Genomic DNA, 18,713 nt, shown 5'->3' on the forward strand with positions numbered 1-18,713 from the left:
TTCCTAAATCCACTATTTGAGGAATTGCAATGAATATCAACCTCACATTGATTGGTCAAGCGATTGCGTTTGCATTCTTTGTTGCATTCTGCATGAAGTTTGTTTGGCCACCACTAATCAATGCGATTAGTGAGCGTCAGCGTAAAATCGCTGATGGCTTAAATGCAGCAGAAAAAGCGAAAGCTGACCTTGCCGATGCACAAGCGCAAGTTAAGCAAGAACTTGATGCAGCTAAAGCACAAGCGGCTCAATTGATCGAACAAGCGAACCGTCGTGCAGCGCAATTGATCGAAGAAGCTCGTACTCAAGCTGCGGCTGAAGGTGAGCGTATTCGTCAACAGGCTAAAGAAGCTGTTGATCAAGAAATCAATTCTGCTCGCGAAGAATTACGTCAACAAGTAGCTGCTTTGGCAGTAACTGGTGCAGAAAAAATCCTGAACCAGCAAGTTGATGCAGAAGCTCATAACGCCATGCTGTCTCAGCTGGCTGCTAAACTTTAAGCGAGGCGAATTATGGCTGAACTCTTGACGTTGGCACGTCCGTATGCCAAAGCAGCATTTGCTTATGCTTCTGAGCAAGGTGCAACAGACAATTGGTCGAATGCGTTACAAGTGCTCAGTGCTGCGGTGCAAGACGAAGCATTTTCCGCTTATTTAAATCGCCCTGAACTTACTCCTGCGGAGCAAGTGAAGCTTTTTGCTAAAGTTTTAGGTGAAGATCAATCTCAAGCAGTGTCTAACTTTTTGACACTTCTTGCAGATAACGATCGTTTAATGCTGTTACCTGAAATTGAAGCAGAATATGAACAGCTTAAATCACAGAATAACAACAATGTGGATGTCGTGATTGAATCGGCTTTCCCGTTAACTGCTGAACAAGAGCAACTGTTGAAATCTGCTTTGGAAAAGCGTTTTAACAGCACAGTAACTGTTTCAGTTGAAGTTAAACCTGAGCTTATTGCAGGTGTTGTAATTCGTGCAGGCGATCAAGTGATAGATGATTCTGCGCTTAACAAGCTTGAAAAAATGCGTACTCGTCTTCTTGCATAATGCAAATGATGAAGACTGAACTAATAAAAGATTGAGGAATAGCGCAATGCAACAACTGAATCCATCCGAGATCAGTGCGCTCATTAAACAGCGTATCGGAGATCTGGACACCAGCGCGACCGCTAAAAACGAAGGTACCATTGTTATGGTATCCGACGGTATCGTGCGCATTCACGGTCTTGCTGATGCAATGTACGGTGAAATGATCGAATTCGACGGCGGCTTATTTGGTATGGCACTGAACCTAGAACAGGATTCAGTGGGTGCCGTTGTTTTAGGTAACTACCTAAGCCTTCAAGAAGGTCAAAAAGCTCGTTGTACAGGTCGTGTATTAGAAGTTCCAGTTGGTCCTGAACTTCTTGGCCGTGTTGTCGATGCTTTGGGTAACCCAATTGATGGTAAAGGCCCAATTGATGCGAAATTAACTGATGCTGTTGAAAAAGTAGCACCAGGCGTAATTTGGCGTCAATCTGTAGATGAGCCTGTTCAAACTGGTTATAAATCAGTTGATACAATGATTCCTGTTGGCCGTGGCCAACGTGAGTTGATCATCGGTGACCGTCAAACTGGTAAAACAGCGATGGCGATCGATGCGATTATCGCTCAGAAAAACTCTGGCATTAAATGTGTATACGTTGCGATTGGTCAAAAACAATCGACAATTGCAAACGTTGTACGTAAGCTAGAAGAAACTGGCGCTATGGCGTATACAACTGTTGTCGCTGCTGCGGCTGCTGATCCTGCTGCTATGCAGTACTTAGCTCCGTACTCTGGCTGTACAATGGGTGAATACTTCCGTGACCGCGGTGAAGACGCTCTTATTATTTATGATGATTTGTCTAAGCAAGCTGTTGCTTACCGTCAAATTTCATTGCTTTTACGTCGTCCACCAGGTCGTGAAGCGTATCCAGGTGACGTATTCTATCTTCACTCACGTCTTCTTGAACGTGCTTCTCGTGTATCTGCTGACTACGTTGAGAAATTCACTAATGGCGCAGTAACTGGTCAAACTGGTTCTTTAACTGCATTGCCAATTATTGAAACTCAAGCAGGTGACGTATCTGCATTCGTACCAACGAACGTAATTTCGATTACTGACGGTCAGATCTTCTTAGAAACATCATTATTCAACGCAGGTATTCGTCCTGCTGTGAACGCGGGTATCTCTGTATCTCGTGTTGGTGGTTCTGCTCAAACTAAGATCATCAAAAAATTGTCTGGTGGTATCCGTACCGCTTTAGCACAATACCGTGAATTGGCTGCGTTTGCTCAGTTCGCTTCTGACCTTGACGAAGCAACTCGTAAGCAACTTGAACATGGTCAACGTGTAACTGAGTTAATGAAGCAAAAACAATATGCTCCTTACTCAATTGCTGACCAAGCTGTTTCTGTTTATGCATCTAACGAAGGCTACATGGCTGACGTAGAAGTTAAGAAAATCGTAGACTTTGATGCTGCGTTAATTTCTTACTTCCGCTCAGAATATGCTCCGTTGATGAAACAAATCGATGAAACTGGTGATTACAACAAAGACATCGAAGCAGCAATCAAAGCAGGTATTGAAAGCTTTAAAGCGACTCAAACTTACTAAGTTTAGTTTTAGTTAAGTTTGGTTCACGGATCAACCTTCGGAAGCTCGAAAGAGCTTTCGAATACTAGGTTAAGCGTATGGCAAATTTAAAAGAAATTCGCGCCAAAGTAGCTAGTATCAAGAGCACGCAAAAGATTACTCGCGCGATGCAAATGGTAGCTGCTTCTAAAATGCGTCGTGCGCAAGAGCGCATGGCTCAGGGCCGTCCGTATGCCGATAATATGCGCCGTGTAATTGCTCACTTGGTACAAGCAAACCCTGAATACAAACACCGTTATATGGTTGACCGCCCAGTTAAGCGTGTTGGCTATATTGTAGTGTCTTCAGATCGTGGTTTGGCAGGTGGCTTGAACATTAACTTGTTCAAGAAAGTTGTGCAGCATGTCAAAGCACAACAACAGCAGTCAATTGAAGTTGAATTTGCTTTAATTGGTCAAAAAGCGGTTTCGTTTTTTAAGAATTACGGCGGTAAAGTGCTCGGTGCAACTACCCAACTTGGCGATGCGCCGAGTTTGGAGCAGTTAACTGGCTCAGTCCAAGTTATGCTTGATGCATTTGATAAAGGCGAATTAGATCGTATCTATCTCGTATCAAATGGCTTCGTTAATGCAATGACTCAGCAGCCTAAAGTAGAACAACTTGTTCCTTTGGCACCGGCAGAAGAAGGCGATGATCTCAACCGTACTTATGGTTGGGACTATATCTACGAACCAGAAGCAGAAGAATTGTTAAATGGTTTGTTGGTTCGCTATATCGAGTCTATGGTTTATCAAGGTGTGATTGAAAACGTTGCATGTGAGCAGTCAGCTCGTATGGTCGCTATGAAAGCAGCGACAGACAACGCAGGACAATTGATTAAAGACCTACAACTCATTTACAACAAGCTGCGTCAAGCCGCGATTACTCAGGAAATTTCCGAGATCGTTGGCGGTGCCGCTGCCGTTTAACATTATTAAGTTTGAATTGAGGAGACAGCAATGAGTAGCGGTCGTATCATTCAGATCATCGGCGCGGTTATCGACGTCGAGTTTGAGCGCAATAGCGTTCCTAAGATCTATGACGCTCTCCAAGTTGACGGTACTGAAACTACATTAGAAGTTCAGCAACAGCTTGGCGATGGTGTTGTTCGTACCATCGCAATGGGTTCTACAGAAGGTCTTAAACGTGGCCTTAATGTAACTAGCACAAATGCACCGATTTCTGTTCCAGTAGGTCCAGCTACGCTTGGTCGTATCATGGACGTTTTGGGTCGCCCAATTGATGAAGCAGGTCCTGTAGCGACTGAAGAGCGTTTGCCGATTCACCGTCAAGCACCTTCTTATGCTGAACAAGCAGCTTCTACTGACCTTCTAGAAACTGGTATTAAAGTAATTGACTTACTTTGCCCGTTTGCAAAAGGTGGTAAAGTTGGTTTATTCGGTGGTGCCGGTGTTGGTAAAACTGTTAACATGATGGAGTTGATCAACAACATCGCTAAAGCTCACTCAGGTTTATCTGTGTTTGCTGGTGTTGGTGAACGTACTCGTGAAGGTAACGACTTCTATCACGAAATGAAAGATTCTAACGTTCTTGACAAAGTAGCAATGGTCTACGGTCAGATGAACGAGCCACCAGGTAACCGTTTACGCGTAGCGTTAACTGGTTTGACTATGGCTGAATACTTCCGTGATCAAAAAGACGAAAATGGTAAAGGTCGTGACGTATTATTATTCGTCGACAACATCTACCGTTATACACTTGCGGGTACTGAAGTATCAGCATTGTTAGGTCGTATGCCATCTGCAGTAGGTTACCAACCTACACTTGCAGAAGAAATGGGTGTTCTTCAAGAGCGTATTACATCTACTAAGTCTGGTTCGATCACATCGATCCAAGCAGTATATGTACCTGCCGATGACTTAACAGATCCATCTCCTGCAACTACATTTGCTCACTTAGATGCAACAGTAGTATTGAGCCGTGACATCGCATCTTCTGGTATCTATCCAGCGATCGATCCACTTGACTCAACTTCACGTCAGTTAGACCCATTAGTTGTTGGTCAAGAGCACTATGAAATTGCGCGTGCAGTACAAAACGTATTGCAACGTTATAAAGAGCTTAAAGACATCATCGCAATCTTGGGTATGGATGAGTTAGCTGAAGAAGACAAATTGGTTGTTTACCGTGCGCGTAAAATCCAACGTTTCTTCTCTCAACCATTCCACGTAGCTGAAGTGTTTACTGGTGCTCCTGGTAAATTAGTACCGCTTAAAGAAACTATTCGTGGCTTTAAAGGTCTATTAGCTGGTGAATACGATCACATCCCAGAACAAGCGTTCTATATGGTTGGTGGTATTGACGAAGTGATTGCTAAAGCTGAGAAACTCTAATTTAAGGAGATCATCTCATGGCGACTATGCAATGTGATGTCGTAAGTGTTAAAGAGTCTATTTACTCTGGCGCAGTAACGATGTTAATCGCGAAAGGTGCTGGTGGTGAGCTTGGTATTTTGCCAGGACATGCTCCACTTGTAACTTTGCTTCAACCGGGCCCGATTCGTGTTCAGTTGGAAAATGGTACAGAAGAAATCGTCTATGTATCTGGCGGTGTTTTAGAAGTTCAACCTCATGTTGTAACGGTTCTTGCAGATACTGCAATCCGTGCTGACAATTTGGATGAAGCTGCAATTTTGGAAGCACGTAAAAATGCTGAACAATTGCTTGCGAACCAAAAGAGTGATTTGGACTCAGCAGCTGCATTGGCATCTCTATCAGAGATTTCAGGTCAGCTTGAAACTATCCGTAAGATGAAAAACCGCGCACTATAATTGCCGGTTTGAGATTGGAAAAGCCACCGTAAGGTGGCTTTTTTATTTTCAGTTTTAATTATTAGAATAATATTTATATTTCAAATAATATGTTTTTAATGTAAATTTGCGCTTCAAAACCTAAATCATCATAAATAAGAGATACTTAAAATGAAATTTAAATATTGGTTGCCGCTCCTTATGTCTACTGCTTTTGTTGGGTGTGTATCAGTACCGCAGGCTAATCCACAGTTAGCCCAGCAAGCAAAGCAATTAACAACTCCAACAAACGGAAATGCGATAATTTATGTATACCGTTCTAATAATGTAGTTGGTAGCGCTTTGAAAAAAGATGTTTGGGTTGATGGAGAGTGTCTAGGGGAAACGGCACGTGGTATATTCTTTTATAAAGAAGTTTCTGGTAATCAAGAACATACAGTTTCAACTGAATCAGAATTTTCACCAAATCATTTAAAATTCAAAACTGAAGCTGGGAAAAAATATTTTGTGCAGCAATATATTAAACCCGGCGTTTTTGTTGGTGGTGCTAATTTAAAATTAGTAGATGATACACAAGGTCAGAAAGCAATCAATGAATATCATTTAGCTGAGGCAGGTAAATGTAGTAAAGCAACTATAGCACTTGTGAATTAACTCATAAAAAAAGCCACCGTAAGGTGGCTTTTTTTATGAGTTAATTTTTAAGATTCAGTTTTGGAATCTGATTTTTCATCTCCTGCCATAATCATGGCAGCAAGCTTCACCATATCCATTTGAATGGTATTAAGTTGCTTTTCAATTTGGTCAAAGTCAATTTGATCCAATTTCCCATTTAATAAAGGCATACTTAGAGCTTGTTGATTGGCATGTAATAAGCTTTGTCGAATATTCTCAATTTCCTGACTTTTGATATCTAAAGTCAAAAGTGCTTGATTTAAACCTTCTAGTTGCTGTTTTAAAGTAGTGACAGTAGTTTTTAGTTCATTCTGATTTTTATCTTGGATGGCTTGTTCAACATCAAGCTGAGTATCTTTAAGTTGTTCAACGTAGTCACCAGCTTTAAGCTGTAAATTAGCAGCATCGCGGACCATATAAAAAATGTTGCCGCTTTTAAATTCGGTTTTGTTGGGGGCAATATCTGACTCATTTTGTTCAATAGCCTGATCGGATGCCTGTTCAGTTATTTCGGTTTTTTCTTGTTCTGTCGCATGATCCTGTGCCTGATCACATCCAAGCAAAAGCATGCCTGAGGCAAAAATTACAAAAGGAAGAAATGCACCTTGTAAAACTTTTTTCATAACTAACAACAACATCAAATAAAGCAAATAGATACTATAGGCATAAAATATGAAGAAAAATTGTATTGTTGCAAACGAACAACATTTCGAGGAGAGGATAAAAAAGAGCGTATAAAACGCCCTTTCTCACATTTCAAAATATTATTTTGCTAACTCTGCTTCAACTGCTTTAACGATTTGTTCATCGTCTGCTGTTAGGTTCGGAGCAAAGCGAGCTACGACTTCACCATTTTTATTAATTAAAAACTTTTCGAAGTTCCATAAAACTTCTGGAGCAGGGTTGGTCGGAATACCTAAGCCTTCTAAACGCTCACGGAAGGGTCCTTCACCAGTGCGTTCCGGCTGAGCCGTTGTCAAAGCTTGGTAAAGTGGATGCTTATCTTCGCCGACTACAGAAACCTTAGAAAATAAAGGGAAATGAACATCATAATTTAATGAACAGAACTGTTGAATTTCTTCATCAGAACCTGGTTCTTGCTCTTTAAAGTTGTTTGCTGGGAAACCTAAAATTTCAAGACCTTGATCTTTTTTTGCTTGATACAGTTTTTCTAAGCCTTCGTATTGTGGAGTTAAACCGCATTTAGAAGCAGTATTTACGATAAGTAAAACTTTTCCTTTGTATTGTTCGAGGTCAACCGTTTCGCCTGAAATGGCTTTTACTGGGATGTGATATACAGATTGTGTCATGAGTCTTTCCTAAAGATTGTAATTGATATCAAGTAACGCATTTGTTTTAACTGCTATTAAGGAGCAGTGCAATAATATTCGTGTTCAAAAAAGGAAAAGTTTTTAAAGATAAACTGAATTCTAGTTATTTCTGATTTGGATAGGTGTTTGCCCAGTGTAACGTTTAAAAAACTCAATAAAACTTGAGCTATGTTGATAACCTAAATCGTATGCTAAACGCTTGATAGGCGTCCCTTGGCGAATCTGATGAATGGCATAAACAATTTTGGCCCGATTTCTCCATTCGGACAACGAAAGCTGAAGCTCTTGTTGACTCAAACGTAATAAGTGACGATCACTGACCGAAAAGTTTTGTAGCAACTGCTGTAAAGAGTGATCAAAAAGTAATGGATCTGAAAGTTTTTCTAAAATAGGCAATAAAACAGGATGCCGTGTTTGCGGCAAATAATGCGAATATGCAGGAGCTTGTTTAAGTTGATCGAATAGAACTTGTAAAAGATGTTCTAAGTATTCAGGGTGTTCGGTTTGTTTTTGCTGCTCTAGAATTTGTAAAACTAAGGTTCGAAAGAAAGGTTGGATACTAAAACATTTACAGATATCACCTAAAATAGAACAGAGGCGAGGGTGTAGTCGAATACAGATATAATGAATTTCATGGTCGATATGGGTTGACTGATGAACAGTTTGGGGTGGAATCCAAAGACCATAGCTAGGTGGAGAAAGATATAGCTGTTCTTCAATCTCTATTTCTAATATGCCATTTAAACTGAAATTAAAATCTCCCCAAAGAGATGCATGAGGACGAACAATATCTTCTTTTTGGTATAGAAATTCATGAACTTCTATACTGTTTAATAATGAAAATTGCTGATCCTCATTGTTCATCTATATGCTCTGACTCATATTTTAATTTTCACAAGTAGCTTTAGGGTTATTAAGACCTTTCGCTAAGGTAAATGTACTCAGTAATGCTAGGGCAACGAAGCTTAATACTCCATAAATTAAAGTATTTTCATTGAAATGATCAACCACATATCCCCCTAATAATGAACCTGTCGCAATCATCACCTGAAACATACCTACAAAAAGCGGCATACCTTTTTCAACAGCATGTGGTGCGTGGACAAACATCCAGATATTTGCTGAGGTAGGGAAAGCGCCAAATGCAAATCCCCATAACGCGGTTAAGACAATAGCACCAAACTCATGAACGGCAAAAAGAGGAAATCCAAAAAATACGATTGCAAAGCATGTGCCCACAAAAGCTAATGTATAACGGACATTTAGGTTGCCACTATATCCGGCAAAAGCATTCCCGAAAATACCTGCAATTCCATAGAGCAATAATAATGAACTAATGGTTGTCCCGTTAAAACCGGCAACATTTTTAAAGAAAGGTGCTAAATAGCTATAGGCACAAAAATGAGCGAGTCCGATCAATAAAACAATCAACATGCCACTACGTGCTTTAGGAGTGCGTAATAGTGCTGGCAAATCTTTCATATGAATTGCCGAGTCTGGTACAAGTTTAGGTAAAAAGATTAATTGTAAGATTAAAACAACTAAGCCAATGCCTGCTGTAATTCCAAAAGCACTACGCCAGCCATAAAACTCGCTTAACCAAGTTCCAATCGGTACACCTAGAACTGTAGCAAAAGTCACACCTGCCATCACGACCGCAGTTGCTTTAGCAATAGGAAGGTGTGAGGGAGCTAATTTTCCACTTAGAGCAATGGCGGTCGCCCAGAAACCACCAATTGAAATACCTAAAATTAAGCGGCTTAACAATAAAATATGAAAGTTTTCAGCAAATGCGGTAATGGCATTGGCAATAACCATAATAGCTGTCAGCAAGATAAGTACATAACGCCGATCAAGTTGTTTTACAGATACAGGCAATAGAGGGGCTGCAATTGCTGCCATAATGCCGGGTACCGTAATAATCAGACCTGCTGTACCTACAGAAATATTTAAATCTGTTGCGACACTATTTAAAACACCAACGGGTAAAAATTCACTTGTAACTAAGGCAAATGCTGCGATAGAAACGGCCAAAATGGCAAACCAGCTTCCTTGAGTGGAGGTCGTGGGTCGCGCTTTAGAGATAGACGATTGGTCCATAGGAAATCCTTACTTGGCTAAATTTGGAGTAAAGAAAGACAATTTATTAATTAACTAACGATCATTATGAAAATAAAATAGTTGATAAAAAATCGAACGTCAATTAATTTAATAACGATTGTTATAAAAATAGATGTGATCTTTATGACAAATAGGCATGAAACGAATTTAGCTGCTGCAGAAGATGCGCTGAAAAAAAAGCGCGGACGTCCTAAATGCTTTGATGAACAAGAGGTTCTGCAAAAAGCAATGTTGCTCTTTTGGGAGCATGGCTATGAAGCAACGTCTATTAGTGATTTAACGCAAGCTTTGGAAATTACAGCACCAAGCCTATACAGTGCCTTTGGTGATAAGGCGGGGCTGTTTTACAAAAGTGTTGATTATTATTTAGCTCATGAAGGATGTCCGATTGACACTATATTTGTAGAAGCAAAAACTGCAAAAATTGCTGTTGAGTTATATCTTTATGACATTGTTAAAAGATTGGTTCAGCCCAATAAGCCAGCAGGTTGTATGGTGGTCGTTGCGGCTATGAATTGCTCTGATGCCACTCAAGATGTACAGCAAAATCTATTAGATAAGCGCATAAAGACAAAAGAAAAATTATTAAAACGTCTTCAGCAAGGGGTAGAGCAAGGGGATTTATCTTCTCATGCACCTTTACAGGAAATGACTGATTTTTATACCACTGTCATTCAAGGCCTTACCATTCAAGCAAGAGACGGTGCGAGTAGCGAGCAATTACATAAAGTGGTAGGTCATGCCGTGAAAGCTTGGACATTATTCTAAAAAGGATAATGTCCTAAGTTCGATATCAATGTCGGAAATACGATATTTCAATTTATTAAGACATTCTTCAAAATAAAATCTCTTTTGTAGATGGTGTATTGCTATGAGTCAGGTCATGAAATATCACAAATGGGCGTTTATTTTTCCCATTTTGGCAGTATTGATTTGGTCTTTAAATATTGTAGTCACCCGCTATGTCTCGGATTATATCTCTCCGGTAAGTATTAGTTTTTATCGGTGGTTAATCGCTTTTATTATTTTGACTCCATTTATGTTTATGTCTGTGTGGAGACAAAGACGACTAGTCATACCCTATTTACCTAAGCTTGCTGTGTTAAGTGCATTTGGGATGGTGCTTTATCAAGGCTTAGCTTATACGGCTGCCCATTATACCAGTGCAACCAATATGGGAATTGTGAATGCATTTATTCCCATCTTTACGATCTTTGTTTCGCTTGCCATTTTAAAAGATGTGCCTAATCGCTTTGCAGTTTTTGGCAGTATTCTATCTTTTGCAGGTTTGTTATATGTCATGTCCCAAGGAAATATTAATAAGCTTTTAAGTGGTGGCGGACACCTTGGTGATGCTTTGATGATTATTGCCGTATTCTTCTATGCATTTTATGGAGTATTCCTTAAAAAATGGCAGTTGCCACTACCAATTATGACAAGCTTATATGTTCAGATTGGATTTTCTGTCATATTTCATATTCCTTTAATTCTCTGGTTTGGACTTGATGCTTTAAATGTACAAAATGCACCAAGTGCTATTTATGCAGGTGTATTTGCTTCACTTATTGCGCCTTTAGTTTGGATGTTAGCTGTTCAACAACTCGGTCCTAATAGAACAAGTATTTTTATGAACTTGGTGCCTGTCTTTACAGCAGTTATTGCAAGCGTCTGGTTATCTGAGCAGTGGACCATTTATCACACGCTAGGTGGGATTGTTATTTTGATTGGTATTATTATGGCTCAGAAGAAGGTGAGTCCTAAAAAGAGCGAATTGATGCAAGAACAAAACTAAAGTTGCTAAAAAAACTATGGCATATTTTGAAAAAAACTCATAAAAATATGCCAATTTTTTCTTAGTTAAAGGTTTTCTATATGATTTATAAATAGTTTATAGAAATAGGTTGTAATATAAATATTAAAAAAGCCGAGTAAAAATATTAATATAATTTTAATTTATAGGCAAAAAACCGCAAATTCCCTACACTTTTCATGCTTTTTTTAGAGAAATAATATATTTCTCTCATTGAATCTCTTACCACATAATAGCGGCCACTACGAAAGGCGCTCTTTTCTTTGTAAATTACCTTTCGTTCCACAGATATCCAAACCCTCTGGATGTGGTATATACCCATCCTTTTTTATGCTCAGTTATCCCTATATAACTGAGCTTTTTTTTGTTTGAAATTAGGCGCGAATAATCTCTCTGGTAAGAGCGTTAATGATTCGGCTTGGTTGTTGACTCTGGCCTAAGTCACCATTCAGATAGTTTAATTGTGAACCAAAGTATTGGCAGGCATCCTGTAGTGAGTGCGCAGGTTCTTGCCCACTTGGGTTCGCACTAGTCGAGACAATAAAGCCATGAAAAGCATTGCATAATGCCACACATAAAGGATGTGTAGTGACTCGAACAGCGACAAGTGGATGCTCACCTTTAATCCATGAAGGAATATGTTCACCAGCAGGTAATAGCCAAGTTGTTGCTCTTTCTGAAGGTTGATGATTAGTCCAACAATCAATAATTTCTTGTTGAGTTGTTTGAGGTAGAGAAGTTAGTAGGTGCTCAACTTGGTTAATATGACCTGCTAATAAAATTACACCCTTTTCAATAGGCCTTTGCTTTAGTTCAAGAATCTTTTGAAAAGCTTGCTCATTAAAAGGGTTGCAACCTAGCCCCCAAACTGCCTCAGTTGGATATGCCAAAACTTGACCTTGTTGTAAACATTGGGCTGCTTCGGTAACTGAGGTGGTAATCATGGTAATACTCTTCCTTTCAATCAGACAGAATTGCTATTGTGCGCTCCAATACTAAGAACGACAACGTAAATACAATCCTGATTGTTGCATACATAAACCAAGTAGTTCTAGTTCCATCAGTGAAGAGGTGAGTTCTGCAACAGGCTGAGAGTGATGTAAAACAAGCTGATCAATATTTTGTCCGACCCAGTCTAAAGATTGATAAAGGTTAATTAAATGCTCAGGAATTTCTGGAGTACTAGAAACTACAGCCTCCTCGGTGGAGTTCTGTTGCTGACTTTGCCACTGAGTGGGTAAAGCAAGGTCTTCAATAATTTGTTCAGGATGATCGACTAAAATTGCTCCCTCACGAATAAGTTGATGGCAACCTTGATGAAACTCACTGTAAATATGACCAGGAATGGCAAATACAGTTTTACCTTGTTCGGCAGCTTTGTTCGCAGTGATGAGAGAACCACTTTTTAATGTAGCTTCTACCACTAACACGCCTAAACTCAAACCGCTGACAATTCGGTTTCTACGTGGGAAATGTTGTTGTAATGGAGGTGTCCCAGGCAAAAACTCAGTAATGATGGCGCCGTTTTGAGCCAAAATATGTTCTGCAAGTTTTTTATTTTGAGCAGGGTAGGTACTGTCTAAACCTGTTCCTGTCACAGCAATCGTACGTTGATGTGCTGATGCTCCTTGGTGAGCAGCTTCATCAATGCCATATGCTAAGCCACTACTCACATAAAAACCTTTTTCACTTAAGTAATAGGCAAAATCATAAGCAACTTGGCGACCATGCGGGCTTGGTTTTCGACTGCCGACAATCGCAATTTGCGGTTGCAATAAAGCTTGAGCTTGGCCTTTTCCAAAAATTATAGGTGGATGGTCTGTATAAGGTAATAACTGAGTGGGATAGCCTGAGTCATCTTTCGTTAAAATAAAGTCAGTATGTTGATGGATCTGTTGAATTAGTTTTTCAAACTGAGCTAGACCTTGAGCGGTTTGAAACTCAGCTACGCGTTTTAAATGATTAGCATGTAACCCGAGATTGCGCCATTGAGATAATCCAGCAGGTTGGAGCGCCTTTTCACAGCTACCAAAATAATCGACAATCTTTTTAAAGCTGACTAAAGAGTGTTGCACCAAATACCACACTTTAAGCGTGTGGTAATGGTGTGAAGAAAGTTGGGTAAGCATTGTAAAAGGTACATCCAGCATTAATCATTATAGCGGGGTGGCTGAATGCTTGAACCAACTTTAACTGGTAAATCGCTTTCTAATACGTAGGCATAACTCAACTGATCAAAAGTTCTAAAGACCATCAGACTACCAATTTGTTGTCCTGGTAACTGTATTGGTTCTTTGGTTTTAGGATCTCGAATGGTTTCACCTTGTTGCGTAATATCAAAAACTTGTCCTACTTGAATACCTTGTGCCATACCTCGATCTAAAGTCACTACACTATTTTTGGCAGCAGTACCAATTGATCCCATTACACGAATAATTTTGCCGCCATCGGTCACCTGAGTGGCATCTACTGGATAAAATAAAGTAGGCAATGTTGCTTCTTCTTCTGGCATTACCCGATCACCACGACGTACTTCAGAATTGTAGCTATCAGTTAACTCAAGCGTGGTAATGTCTTTTTCAGAAGAGATCGCGATCCCTGAGGCAACTTGTTGTAACTCAATACCTAGACTGTGTTTTTTGCCTTTATTATCTGTGAAATAATAAGGTTCACCTTCACGATAAACTGCATAACGTTGACCATCAATTAAACCTTGTCCGCGCGCATAAATAGTCTGGCCTTTTGCCGCCAGTACACGTTGATCGGCAGTACCGACTACATAAGGAGTGTGTTGAATTGCATCGATAGGTAGAATAGTGCTGTGTTCTAACCACTGTTTGATATGTTCAAGAGGAATAACAGGTACGTTATTGTTAAGTGACTCCACACGAACTTGAGGTTGTAAATTTGTCATTTGACCTGTGTAACGGCGAATAATGCCGACACAGCCATCTCCCTCATCTTTACCGATCAATGGGCGGCCATCTAAACTACACAGCAGTAATCGATCACCAGGATAAATCCAGTGTGGATTTTTGACATGCTGATTGTTTGCCCAAATTTCAGGCCAGCGCCAAGGTTTACTCAGAAAGTGACCGGAAATATCCCATAGCGTATCTCCTCGTTTTACTACGTAGACATGTGGTGCATTACTTTTAAGAGAGGGTGGATTATGGTTCGGACTAGCAGCATAAGTCTCTGCTACCGTACTGAATGCAACCCCTGTAAAAAGTGCCAAAGCAAGTAAATGCTTTTTTATCCCCAAAGCATGAAATTGAACCATGCCGTCAAAAACCTTTTTCATTATGATAATTCCTAAAAATTATGCGTGCAGATGCGTTATAATAGGCGGCTAACACACAATTTTTCGATGAAGTATTTCCTTCATTTGGTTTTTCAATCAATGGCATAAGTGAGGACGTCAGTATGGCCTTATTACCTATTTTAAGTTTTCCTGATCCCCGTCTTCGTACCATTGCTAAGCCTGTTGAAGAAGTTACTGATGAAATTCGTCAACTTGCAGCAGATATGCTTGAAACCATGTATGCGGCACCGGGTATTGGTTTAGCAGCTTCTCAGGTCGATCGTCATATTCAGCTTATCGTCATAGATTTGTCTGAATCTAAAGATGACCCTATGGTTTTCATTAACCCCAAAATAACTCCACTGACAGAAGATAAGCAGCAGTACGAAGAAGGCTGCCTATCGGTGCCACAAATATACGACAAAGTTGAGCGCCCGTCACGTGTGAAAATTGAGGCAATTAACCTTGAAGGTCAAGCATTTGAGTTAGAAGCTGATGGACTTCTCGCTGTTTGTATCCAACATGAAATGGATCACTTAAATGGCAAATTATTTGTGGATTATTTGTCGCCACTTAAACGTCAGCGTGCTCGAGAAAAAGTCGAAAAAGTTGTTCGTCAACGTGAGCGTGAAAAAGTTGCAGTAAAACGTTAAAAATTTCTATTCTTGAAACATTAATGTAGTGTGGATGTGATTTTTGGTTTTTCGTAGTGGCTTACTGCTTGCATGTGCAGCAGTGTTTTTACAGGTCGCGGTATTTCTACAGCCGCTATTACCGAAGCAATATCAAATTGCTCCGGTCTGTGAAACTATTACCCTTGCTTTGCTTAAACCTAAAGCACAGACGGAAGCCATGTCACATGCCATGCATTCACATCATGAACATCCTATTGAACAGGCACAAGCCCGGGGGCAACATGATCATCATGATGCAAATCACCAGTGTCAATATTGTACCGTCTATGCCAATCTGGTTTTGCCACCTGACCTTGGCGTAAAAGAAGTTTTAGTCCGCATACAAGTCCGCTTAGTCGCTTATCAACAAGCATTTAGACATGTCTACTTTGCACTACAGCGACTTTTTCTACTCCCGCAAGGGCGTGCACCGCCTCTATATGCATAAATAAAAAGCAATTTTTTGTTGGGGTCTTAACTGACTTCGATATCACTTTATTTATGTTTTAGAGCGTATAAAAATGCCACATTCTAAATTTTTACTACAACCTTTATGGGTTGCGATGCTTGCTGTCTCTCATTCGGGTCTAGTTTTTGCTGATTCAGAAAAAAATGATGCCGATACCAAAGTGCTTCACTCATTAGCACCTATTGTTGTTACAACACAACAAGGCAACGATGCAAATGGTCTGATTGTACATGCAGACCCGAAACAGCCCATTCAGCCAGTGCCTGCTACAGATGGTGCAGACTACCTACAAAGTATTATGGGGTTTAACTCCATACAAAGCGGTGGAACCAATGGTGATGTGACATTCCGAGGTATGTTTGGTTCACGCATCAAAATTCTAACGGATGGAACTGAGAACTTAGGTGCTTGTCCAAACCGTATGGATGCTCCAACTTCTTATATTTCACCAGAAAGTTATGATCGTATTTCTGTGATTAAAGGCCCGCAAACGGTTCAATATGCCAATACAGGTTCTGCTGCAACAGTCCTTTTTGAACGTCAGCCTGAGAAACTCACCTCTGAAAAACCTTATCGTGGACAAGCAAGTGTTTTACTAGGTTCATATGGACGTATTGACCATAATGTTGAAGCAGCAGCGGGCGATGAAAGGAAATATATCCGTTTAAATGCTAATCGTTCAGAGTCGAATAGTTATCAAGATGGTGATGGAAATACTGTGCCGTCAGCATGGAAAAAGTGGAATGCTGATGTAGCGCTGGGCTTTACTCCAGATGAAAACACGTGGGTCGAACTCACTGGTGGAAAATCTGATGGTGAATCGCTTTATGCTGGACGTTCAATGGATGGTTCTCAGTTTGCGCGTGAAAGCTTAGGTCTGAGGTTTGAAAAGAAAAATATCACTGATGTCATTAAGAAAATTGAAGCGCAGGTGAACTACAGCTATAACGACCATATTATGGATAACTTTAGCTTGCGCACACCGCCATTAGTTGAAATGAATCATGGTGGTATGACCATGCTGATGCCGAACGCGATGGAAATGCAGGTAACGCGCCGTACATTAAACTCACGTTTGGCAATGACTTCTGAATGGAATAAATGGAGTTTGATCACAGGCATTGATTCTCAATTTAATAAACATGGCGGTAGCATGTCATCGCCAACAATGCCTTCTATGAATATTCCATATCGTCAAGATATGCGTTTTCAATCTTATGGTGCTTTTGGCGAACTCGGCTATCAATGGAACGATTTCAACAAAATGGTTGCAGGTGCACGTTTAGATCGAGTCACGGTTGAAGATGAGCGTGCTGATTCTCAAGCAAAAGGCTTTAATACTAAACTTGAAAAGACTTTACCGAGTGCATTTGTTCGTTGGGAAAATCAACATCCTGAGCATGACCTAAAAAGCTATATTGGTTTAGGTTATGTAGAGCGTATGCCTGATTATTGGGAACTTTTCTCGCCTAAACATGGTAATGCGGGCTCAACCAATACTTTTAATGGTGTGAATCCTGAGAAAACATTACAGTTAGATCTGGGCTTTCAGCAACAACATGGCGCTTTAAACACATGGGCTTCTGCTTATGCAGGTTTGGTTGATGACTACATTTTAATGAGTTATCACCATCACCCAAGCACTGGAATGGGTGGGCATGATATGAGCCATGATATTACTGCGGGTGCCAAGAATGTCGATGCAACCATTGCAGGTGCGGAAGCGGGTATTGGATACCAATTCACTGACCGTATTCAGGCAGATTTGAGTGCGATGTATGCATGGGGTAAAAACACCACAGATGACAAACCACTACCTCAAATTTCACCTTTAGAAGGTCGCCTAAATATTCGCTATGTGGCTGACAAATATAATTTTGGTCTGTTGTGGCGAGCTGTGGCTGAGCAAAACCGCGTGAGTCTACATCAGGGTAATATCGTGGGATATGACTTAAAACCAAGTAAAGGCTTTTCGACTCTTTCTCTAAACGGAAGTTACAACCTTCGTAAAGATATCGATGTCTCTGTTGGTATCGATAACGTATTAGATAAGACCTATACCGAACACTTAAACAAAGCGGGTAGTGCAGGCTTTGGATTTGCGAGCGAAGAGCAGTTTAACAATATCGGAAGAAATTACTGGGTTCGTATGAGCATGAAGTTTTAATAAGCCGTAGTGAATGAACTGAAAATATTAATTTAAAGAGAGAAATGAAATGACTAATAAATTATCACCTGAACAATCTTGGTGGGGATGGAAGTTACTTATTGTGGCTTCTATCTTGAGTTTATTGTTTATGATTATTTTTTACTTGGCAATCAACAATGAACCTGACTACATGCCAAGTCAGAAAAAGAAGCAGATGATAGAGTCACATGAGCAAATGAATCACGCTGAAATGCACAGTTCATCAGCTCAATAAGTTCCTTAATATTTGAAAATGGAAGTCTAATTAACAGGCTTCCATTTTTATTTTTAGGTTTTAAAAATTATTGACGCATACTCGCTAAGGTTTTTGCCTTACCTTGATTCTGATAAAGCGTTAACCCAATTTTTATATGTTAGGGATAGGGCAAAGGTCTTCGAAAAGTACAGCATAAATCCTTTGTAATTATTAATAGTACGCTTTTTACGATGATGCGATATGTAAGTCAGGACAATTTTCTTATCTCAGAACAACAACTTAAATGCGGATTATCGAACATGATACTGGCCTATTTAAGCCAAAAATAAAAAATAAAATAATTATCAATATAAAACAATAGCTTAATTAGTATAGTGGTTTAAAAGTAAACGCTCGAGTCATTAATTTTTAATTTTCGCTTGCAAAGGGAATGTAATGGTCTATAATGCACATCCATCGGCGGTGATGCAGATAGAAACTTGTTGAAAAACAGTTA

Annotated in this window: 20 protein-coding genes and 1 pseudogene; 14 read left to right on the forward strand and 7 right to left on the reverse strand. The window is 39.9% G+C overall.

Annotated features, from left to right (window positions below):
* Window positions 1–29: 29 nt before the first annotated feature.
* From KTJ10_RS13490 to KTJ10_RS13520, 7 genes are all read left to right on the forward strand, one after another.
* Window positions 30–500 carry a F0F1 ATP synthase subunit B gene (locus KTJ10_RS13490; protein WP_001024691.1) on the forward strand — a complete coding sequence of 157 codons (471 nt, stop codon included), beginning with the start codon at window positions 30–32 and terminating at the stop codon, window positions 498–500.
* A 12-nt stretch (window positions 501–512) separates the two neighbouring features.
* Complete coding sequence (locus KTJ10_RS13495) at window positions 513–1,049, forward strand: F0F1 ATP synthase subunit delta (protein ID WP_002114070.1); 537 nt, start codon at window positions 513–515, stop codon at window positions 1,047–1,049.
* A 46-nt stretch (window positions 1,050–1,095) separates the two neighbouring features.
* Window positions 1,096–2,640 (forward strand): F0F1 ATP synthase subunit alpha, encoded by a 1,545-nt coding sequence (gene atpA / locus KTJ10_RS13500; protein WP_002114049.1) that lies wholly within the window; start codon window positions 1,096–1,098, stop codon window positions 2,638–2,640.
* A 77-nt stretch (window positions 2,641–2,717) separates the two neighbouring features.
* Complete coding sequence (gene atpG, locus KTJ10_RS13505; protein ID WP_002114131.1) at window positions 2,718–3,587, forward strand: F0F1 ATP synthase subunit gamma; 870 nt, start codon at window positions 2,718–2,720, stop codon at window positions 3,585–3,587.
* A gap of 30 nt (window positions 3,588–3,617) precedes the next feature.
* Window positions 3,618–5,012, forward strand: a complete 1,395-nt coding sequence (atpD, locus tag KTJ10_RS13510; protein WP_002114045.1) for a F0F1 ATP synthase subunit beta — start codon at window positions 3,618–3,620, stop codon at window positions 5,010–5,012.
* A gap of 17 nt (window positions 5,013–5,029) precedes the next feature.
* Window positions 5,030–5,449: a F0F1 ATP synthase subunit epsilon gene (locus KTJ10_RS13515; RefSeq protein WP_003655525.1), complete on the forward strand. Its 420-nt coding sequence runs from the start codon at window positions 5,030–5,032 to the stop codon at window positions 5,447–5,449.
* Window positions 5,450–5,599: 150 nt separating this feature from the next.
* A complete protein-coding gene (locus tag KTJ10_RS13520) occupies window positions 5,600–6,082 on the forward strand; it encodes a DUF2846 domain-containing protein (protein ID WP_262442206.1) in 483 nt (160 codons plus the stop codon).
* Window positions 6,083–6,129: 47 nt separating this feature from the next.
* Here the strand turns inward: KTJ10_RS13520 and KTJ10_RS13525 are convergent, their stop codons facing one another.
* The 4 genes from KTJ10_RS13525 to KTJ10_RS13540 form a co-directional block, all read right to left on the reverse strand.
* A complete protein-coding gene (locus tag KTJ10_RS13525) occupies window positions 6,130–6,726 on the reverse strand; it encodes a hypothetical protein (protein ID WP_262442207.1) in 597 nt (198 codons plus the stop codon).
* A gap of 141 nt (window positions 6,727–6,867) precedes the next feature.
* The gene (locus KTJ10_RS13530) at window positions 6,868–7,413 is read right to left on the reverse strand and encodes a glutathione peroxidase (RefSeq protein ID WP_016144051.1); all 546 of its coding nucleotides are present in this window, start codon (window positions 7,411–7,413) and stop codon (window positions 6,868–6,870) included.
* Between the two features lie 120 nt (window positions 7,414–7,533).
* The gene (locus KTJ10_RS13535) at window positions 7,534–8,298 is read right to left on the reverse strand and encodes an AraC family transcriptional regulator (protein WP_262442208.1); all 765 of its coding nucleotides are present in this window, start codon (window positions 8,296–8,298) and stop codon (window positions 7,534–7,536) included.
* Between the two features lie 21 nt (window positions 8,299–8,319).
* On the reverse strand, window positions 8,320–9,534 hold the full coding sequence (locus tag KTJ10_RS13540) for an MFS transporter (RefSeq protein WP_262442209.1): 1,215 nt from the start codon (window positions 9,532–9,534) through the stop codon (window positions 8,320–8,322).
* A gap of 135 nt (window positions 9,535–9,669) precedes the next feature.
* Here KTJ10_RS13540 and KTJ10_RS13545 point away from each other — a divergent pair, with 135 nt between their 5' ends.
* Window positions 9,670–10,323, forward strand: a complete 654-nt coding sequence (locus KTJ10_RS13545) for a TetR/AcrR family transcriptional regulator (protein WP_081035512.1) — start codon at window positions 9,670–9,672, stop codon at window positions 10,321–10,323.
* A gap of 103 nt (window positions 10,324–10,426) precedes the next feature.
* The gene (locus KTJ10_RS13550; protein ID WP_079380978.1) at window positions 10,427–11,347 is read left to right on the forward strand and encodes a DMT family transporter; all 921 of its coding nucleotides are present in this window, start codon (window positions 10,427–10,429) and stop codon (window positions 11,345–11,347) included.
* A gap of 392 nt (window positions 11,348–11,739) precedes the next feature.
* On the opposite strand, the gene KTJ10_RS13555 is transcribed toward KTJ10_RS13550, so the two are convergent.
* Genes KTJ10_RS13555 through KTJ10_RS13565 form a run of 3 tightly spaced genes read right to left on the reverse strand, consistent with a single transcriptional unit; the run spans window position 11,740 to window position 14,669 of the window.
* Window positions 11,740–12,309, reverse strand: coding sequence for an L-threonylcarbamoyladenylate synthase (locus KTJ10_RS13555; protein ID WP_262442210.1), 570 nt, complete (start codon window positions 12,307–12,309; stop codon window positions 11,740–11,742).
* 51 nt (window positions 12,310–12,360) lie between these two features.
* Window positions 12,361–13,494 (reverse strand): DNA-processing protein DprA, encoded by a 1,134-nt coding sequence (dprA, locus tag KTJ10_RS13560; protein ID WP_032063701.1) that lies wholly within the window; start codon window positions 13,492–13,494, stop codon window positions 12,361–12,363.
* Between the two features lie 20 nt (window positions 13,495–13,514).
* Window positions 13,515–14,669, reverse strand: coding sequence for a LysM peptidoglycan-binding domain-containing protein (locus KTJ10_RS13565; protein ID WP_032063700.1), 1,155 nt, complete (start codon window positions 14,667–14,669; stop codon window positions 13,515–13,517).
* A gap of 122 nt (window positions 14,670–14,791) precedes the next feature.
* On the opposite strand from KTJ10_RS13565, the gene def reads away from it, so the two are divergent.
* The 5 genes and pseudogenes from def to KTJ10_RS13590 all read left to right on the forward strand — a co-directional run.
* Complete coding sequence (def, locus tag KTJ10_RS13570) at window positions 14,792–15,322, forward strand: peptide deformylase (RefSeq protein ID WP_002114101.1); 531 nt, start codon at window positions 14,792–14,794, stop codon at window positions 15,320–15,322.
* A gap of 43 nt (window positions 15,323–15,365) precedes the next feature.
* Entirely contained in the window at window positions 15,366–15,791 is a 426-nt protein-coding gene (locus KTJ10_RS13575; RefSeq protein WP_262442211.1) for a DUF2946 family protein, read from the forward strand.
* 73 nt (window positions 15,792–15,864) lie between these two features.
* Window positions 15,865–17,979 (forward strand): TonB-dependent copper receptor, encoded by a 2,115-nt coding sequence (locus KTJ10_RS13580; protein WP_262442212.1) that lies wholly within the window; start codon window positions 15,865–15,867, stop codon window positions 17,977–17,979.
* Window positions 17,980–18,028: 49 nt separating this feature from the next.
* Window positions 18,029–18,235 carry a hypothetical protein gene (locus tag KTJ10_RS13585; protein ID WP_262442213.1) on the forward strand — a complete coding sequence of 69 codons (207 nt, stop codon included), beginning with the start codon at window positions 18,029–18,031 and terminating at the stop codon, window positions 18,233–18,235.
* A 164-nt stretch (window positions 18,236–18,399) separates the two neighbouring features.
* A pseudogene (locus KTJ10_RS13590) lies at window positions 18,400–18,546 on the forward strand (TetR/AcrR family transcriptional regulator); the annotation flags it as partial.
* Window positions 18,547–18,713: the final 167 nt, after the last annotated feature.

Origin of the sequence: Acinetobacter sp. WU_MDCI_Abxc222 (genome assembly GCF_025514755.1) — a bacterium.
In the GTDB taxonomy this organism is placed as follows: Bacteria; Pseudomonadota; Gammaproteobacteria; order Pseudomonadales; family Moraxellaceae; genus Acinetobacter; species Acinetobacter geminorum.

Excerpts from the sequence above, each read along its gene's own strand:
- KTJ10_RS13540 (WP_262442209.1), bottom strand. The coding sequence starts at position 9,534 with ATGGACCAATCGTCTATCTCTAAAGCGCGACCCACGACCTCCACTCAA.
- KTJ10_RS13550 (WP_079380978.1), top strand. The coding sequence starts at position 10,427 with ATGAGTCAGGTCATGAAATATCACAAATGGGCGTTTATTTTTCCCATT.
- KTJ10_RS13555 (WP_262442210.1), bottom strand. The coding sequence starts at position 12,309 with ATGATTACCACCTCAGTTACCGAAGCAGCCCAATGTTTACAACAAGGT.
- KTJ10_RS13495 (WP_002114070.1), top strand. The coding sequence starts at position 513 with ATGGCTGAACTCTTGACGTTGGCACGTCCGTATGCCAAAGCAGCATTT.
- atpG (WP_002114131.1), top strand. The coding sequence starts at position 2,718 with ATGGCAAATTTAAAAGAAATTCGCGCCAAAGTAGCTAGTATCAAGAGC.
- atpD (WP_002114045.1), top strand. The coding sequence starts at position 3,618 with ATGAGTAGCGGTCGTATCATTCAGATCATCGGCGCGGTTATCGACGTC.
- def (WP_002114101.1), top strand. The coding sequence starts at position 14,792 with ATGGCCTTATTACCTATTTTAAGTTTTCCTGATCCCCGTCTTCGTACC.
- KTJ10_RS13520 (WP_262442206.1), top strand. The coding sequence starts at position 5,600 with ATGAAATTTAAATATTGGTTGCCGCTCCTTATGTCTACTGCTTTTGTT.
- dprA (WP_032063701.1), bottom strand. The coding sequence starts at position 13,494 with ATGCTTACCCAACTTTCTTCACACCATTACCACACGCTTAAAGTGTGG.
- KTJ10_RS13535 (WP_262442208.1), bottom strand. The coding sequence starts at position 8,298 with ATGAACAATGAGGATCAGCAATTTTCATTATTAAACAGTATAGAAGTT.
- KTJ10_RS13515 (WP_003655525.1), top strand. The coding sequence starts at position 5,030 with ATGGCGACTATGCAATGTGATGTCGTAAGTGTTAAAGAGTCTATTTAC.
- KTJ10_RS13525 (WP_262442207.1), bottom strand. The coding sequence starts at position 6,726 with ATGAAAAAAGTTTTACAAGGTGCATTTCTTCCTTTTGTAATTTTTGCC.
- KTJ10_RS13530 (WP_016144051.1), bottom strand. The coding sequence starts at position 7,413 with ATGACACAATCTGTATATCACATCCCAGTAAAAGCCATTTCAGGCGAA.
- KTJ10_RS13490 (WP_001024691.1), top strand. The coding sequence starts at position 30 with ATGAATATCAACCTCACATTGATTGGTCAAGCGATTGCGTTTGCATTC.
- atpA (WP_002114049.1), top strand. The coding sequence starts at position 1,096 with ATGCAACAACTGAATCCATCCGAGATCAGTGCGCTCATTAAACAGCGT.
- KTJ10_RS13580 (WP_262442212.1), top strand. The coding sequence starts at position 15,865 with ATGCCACATTCTAAATTTTTACTACAACCTTTATGGGTTGCGATGCTT.
- KTJ10_RS13585 (WP_262442213.1), top strand. The coding sequence starts at position 18,029 with ATGACTAATAAATTATCACCTGAACAATCTTGGTGGGGATGGAAGTTA.
- KTJ10_RS13565 (WP_032063700.1), bottom strand. The coding sequence starts at position 14,669 with ATGAAAAAGGTTTTTGACGGCATGGTTCAATTTCATGCTTTGGGGATA.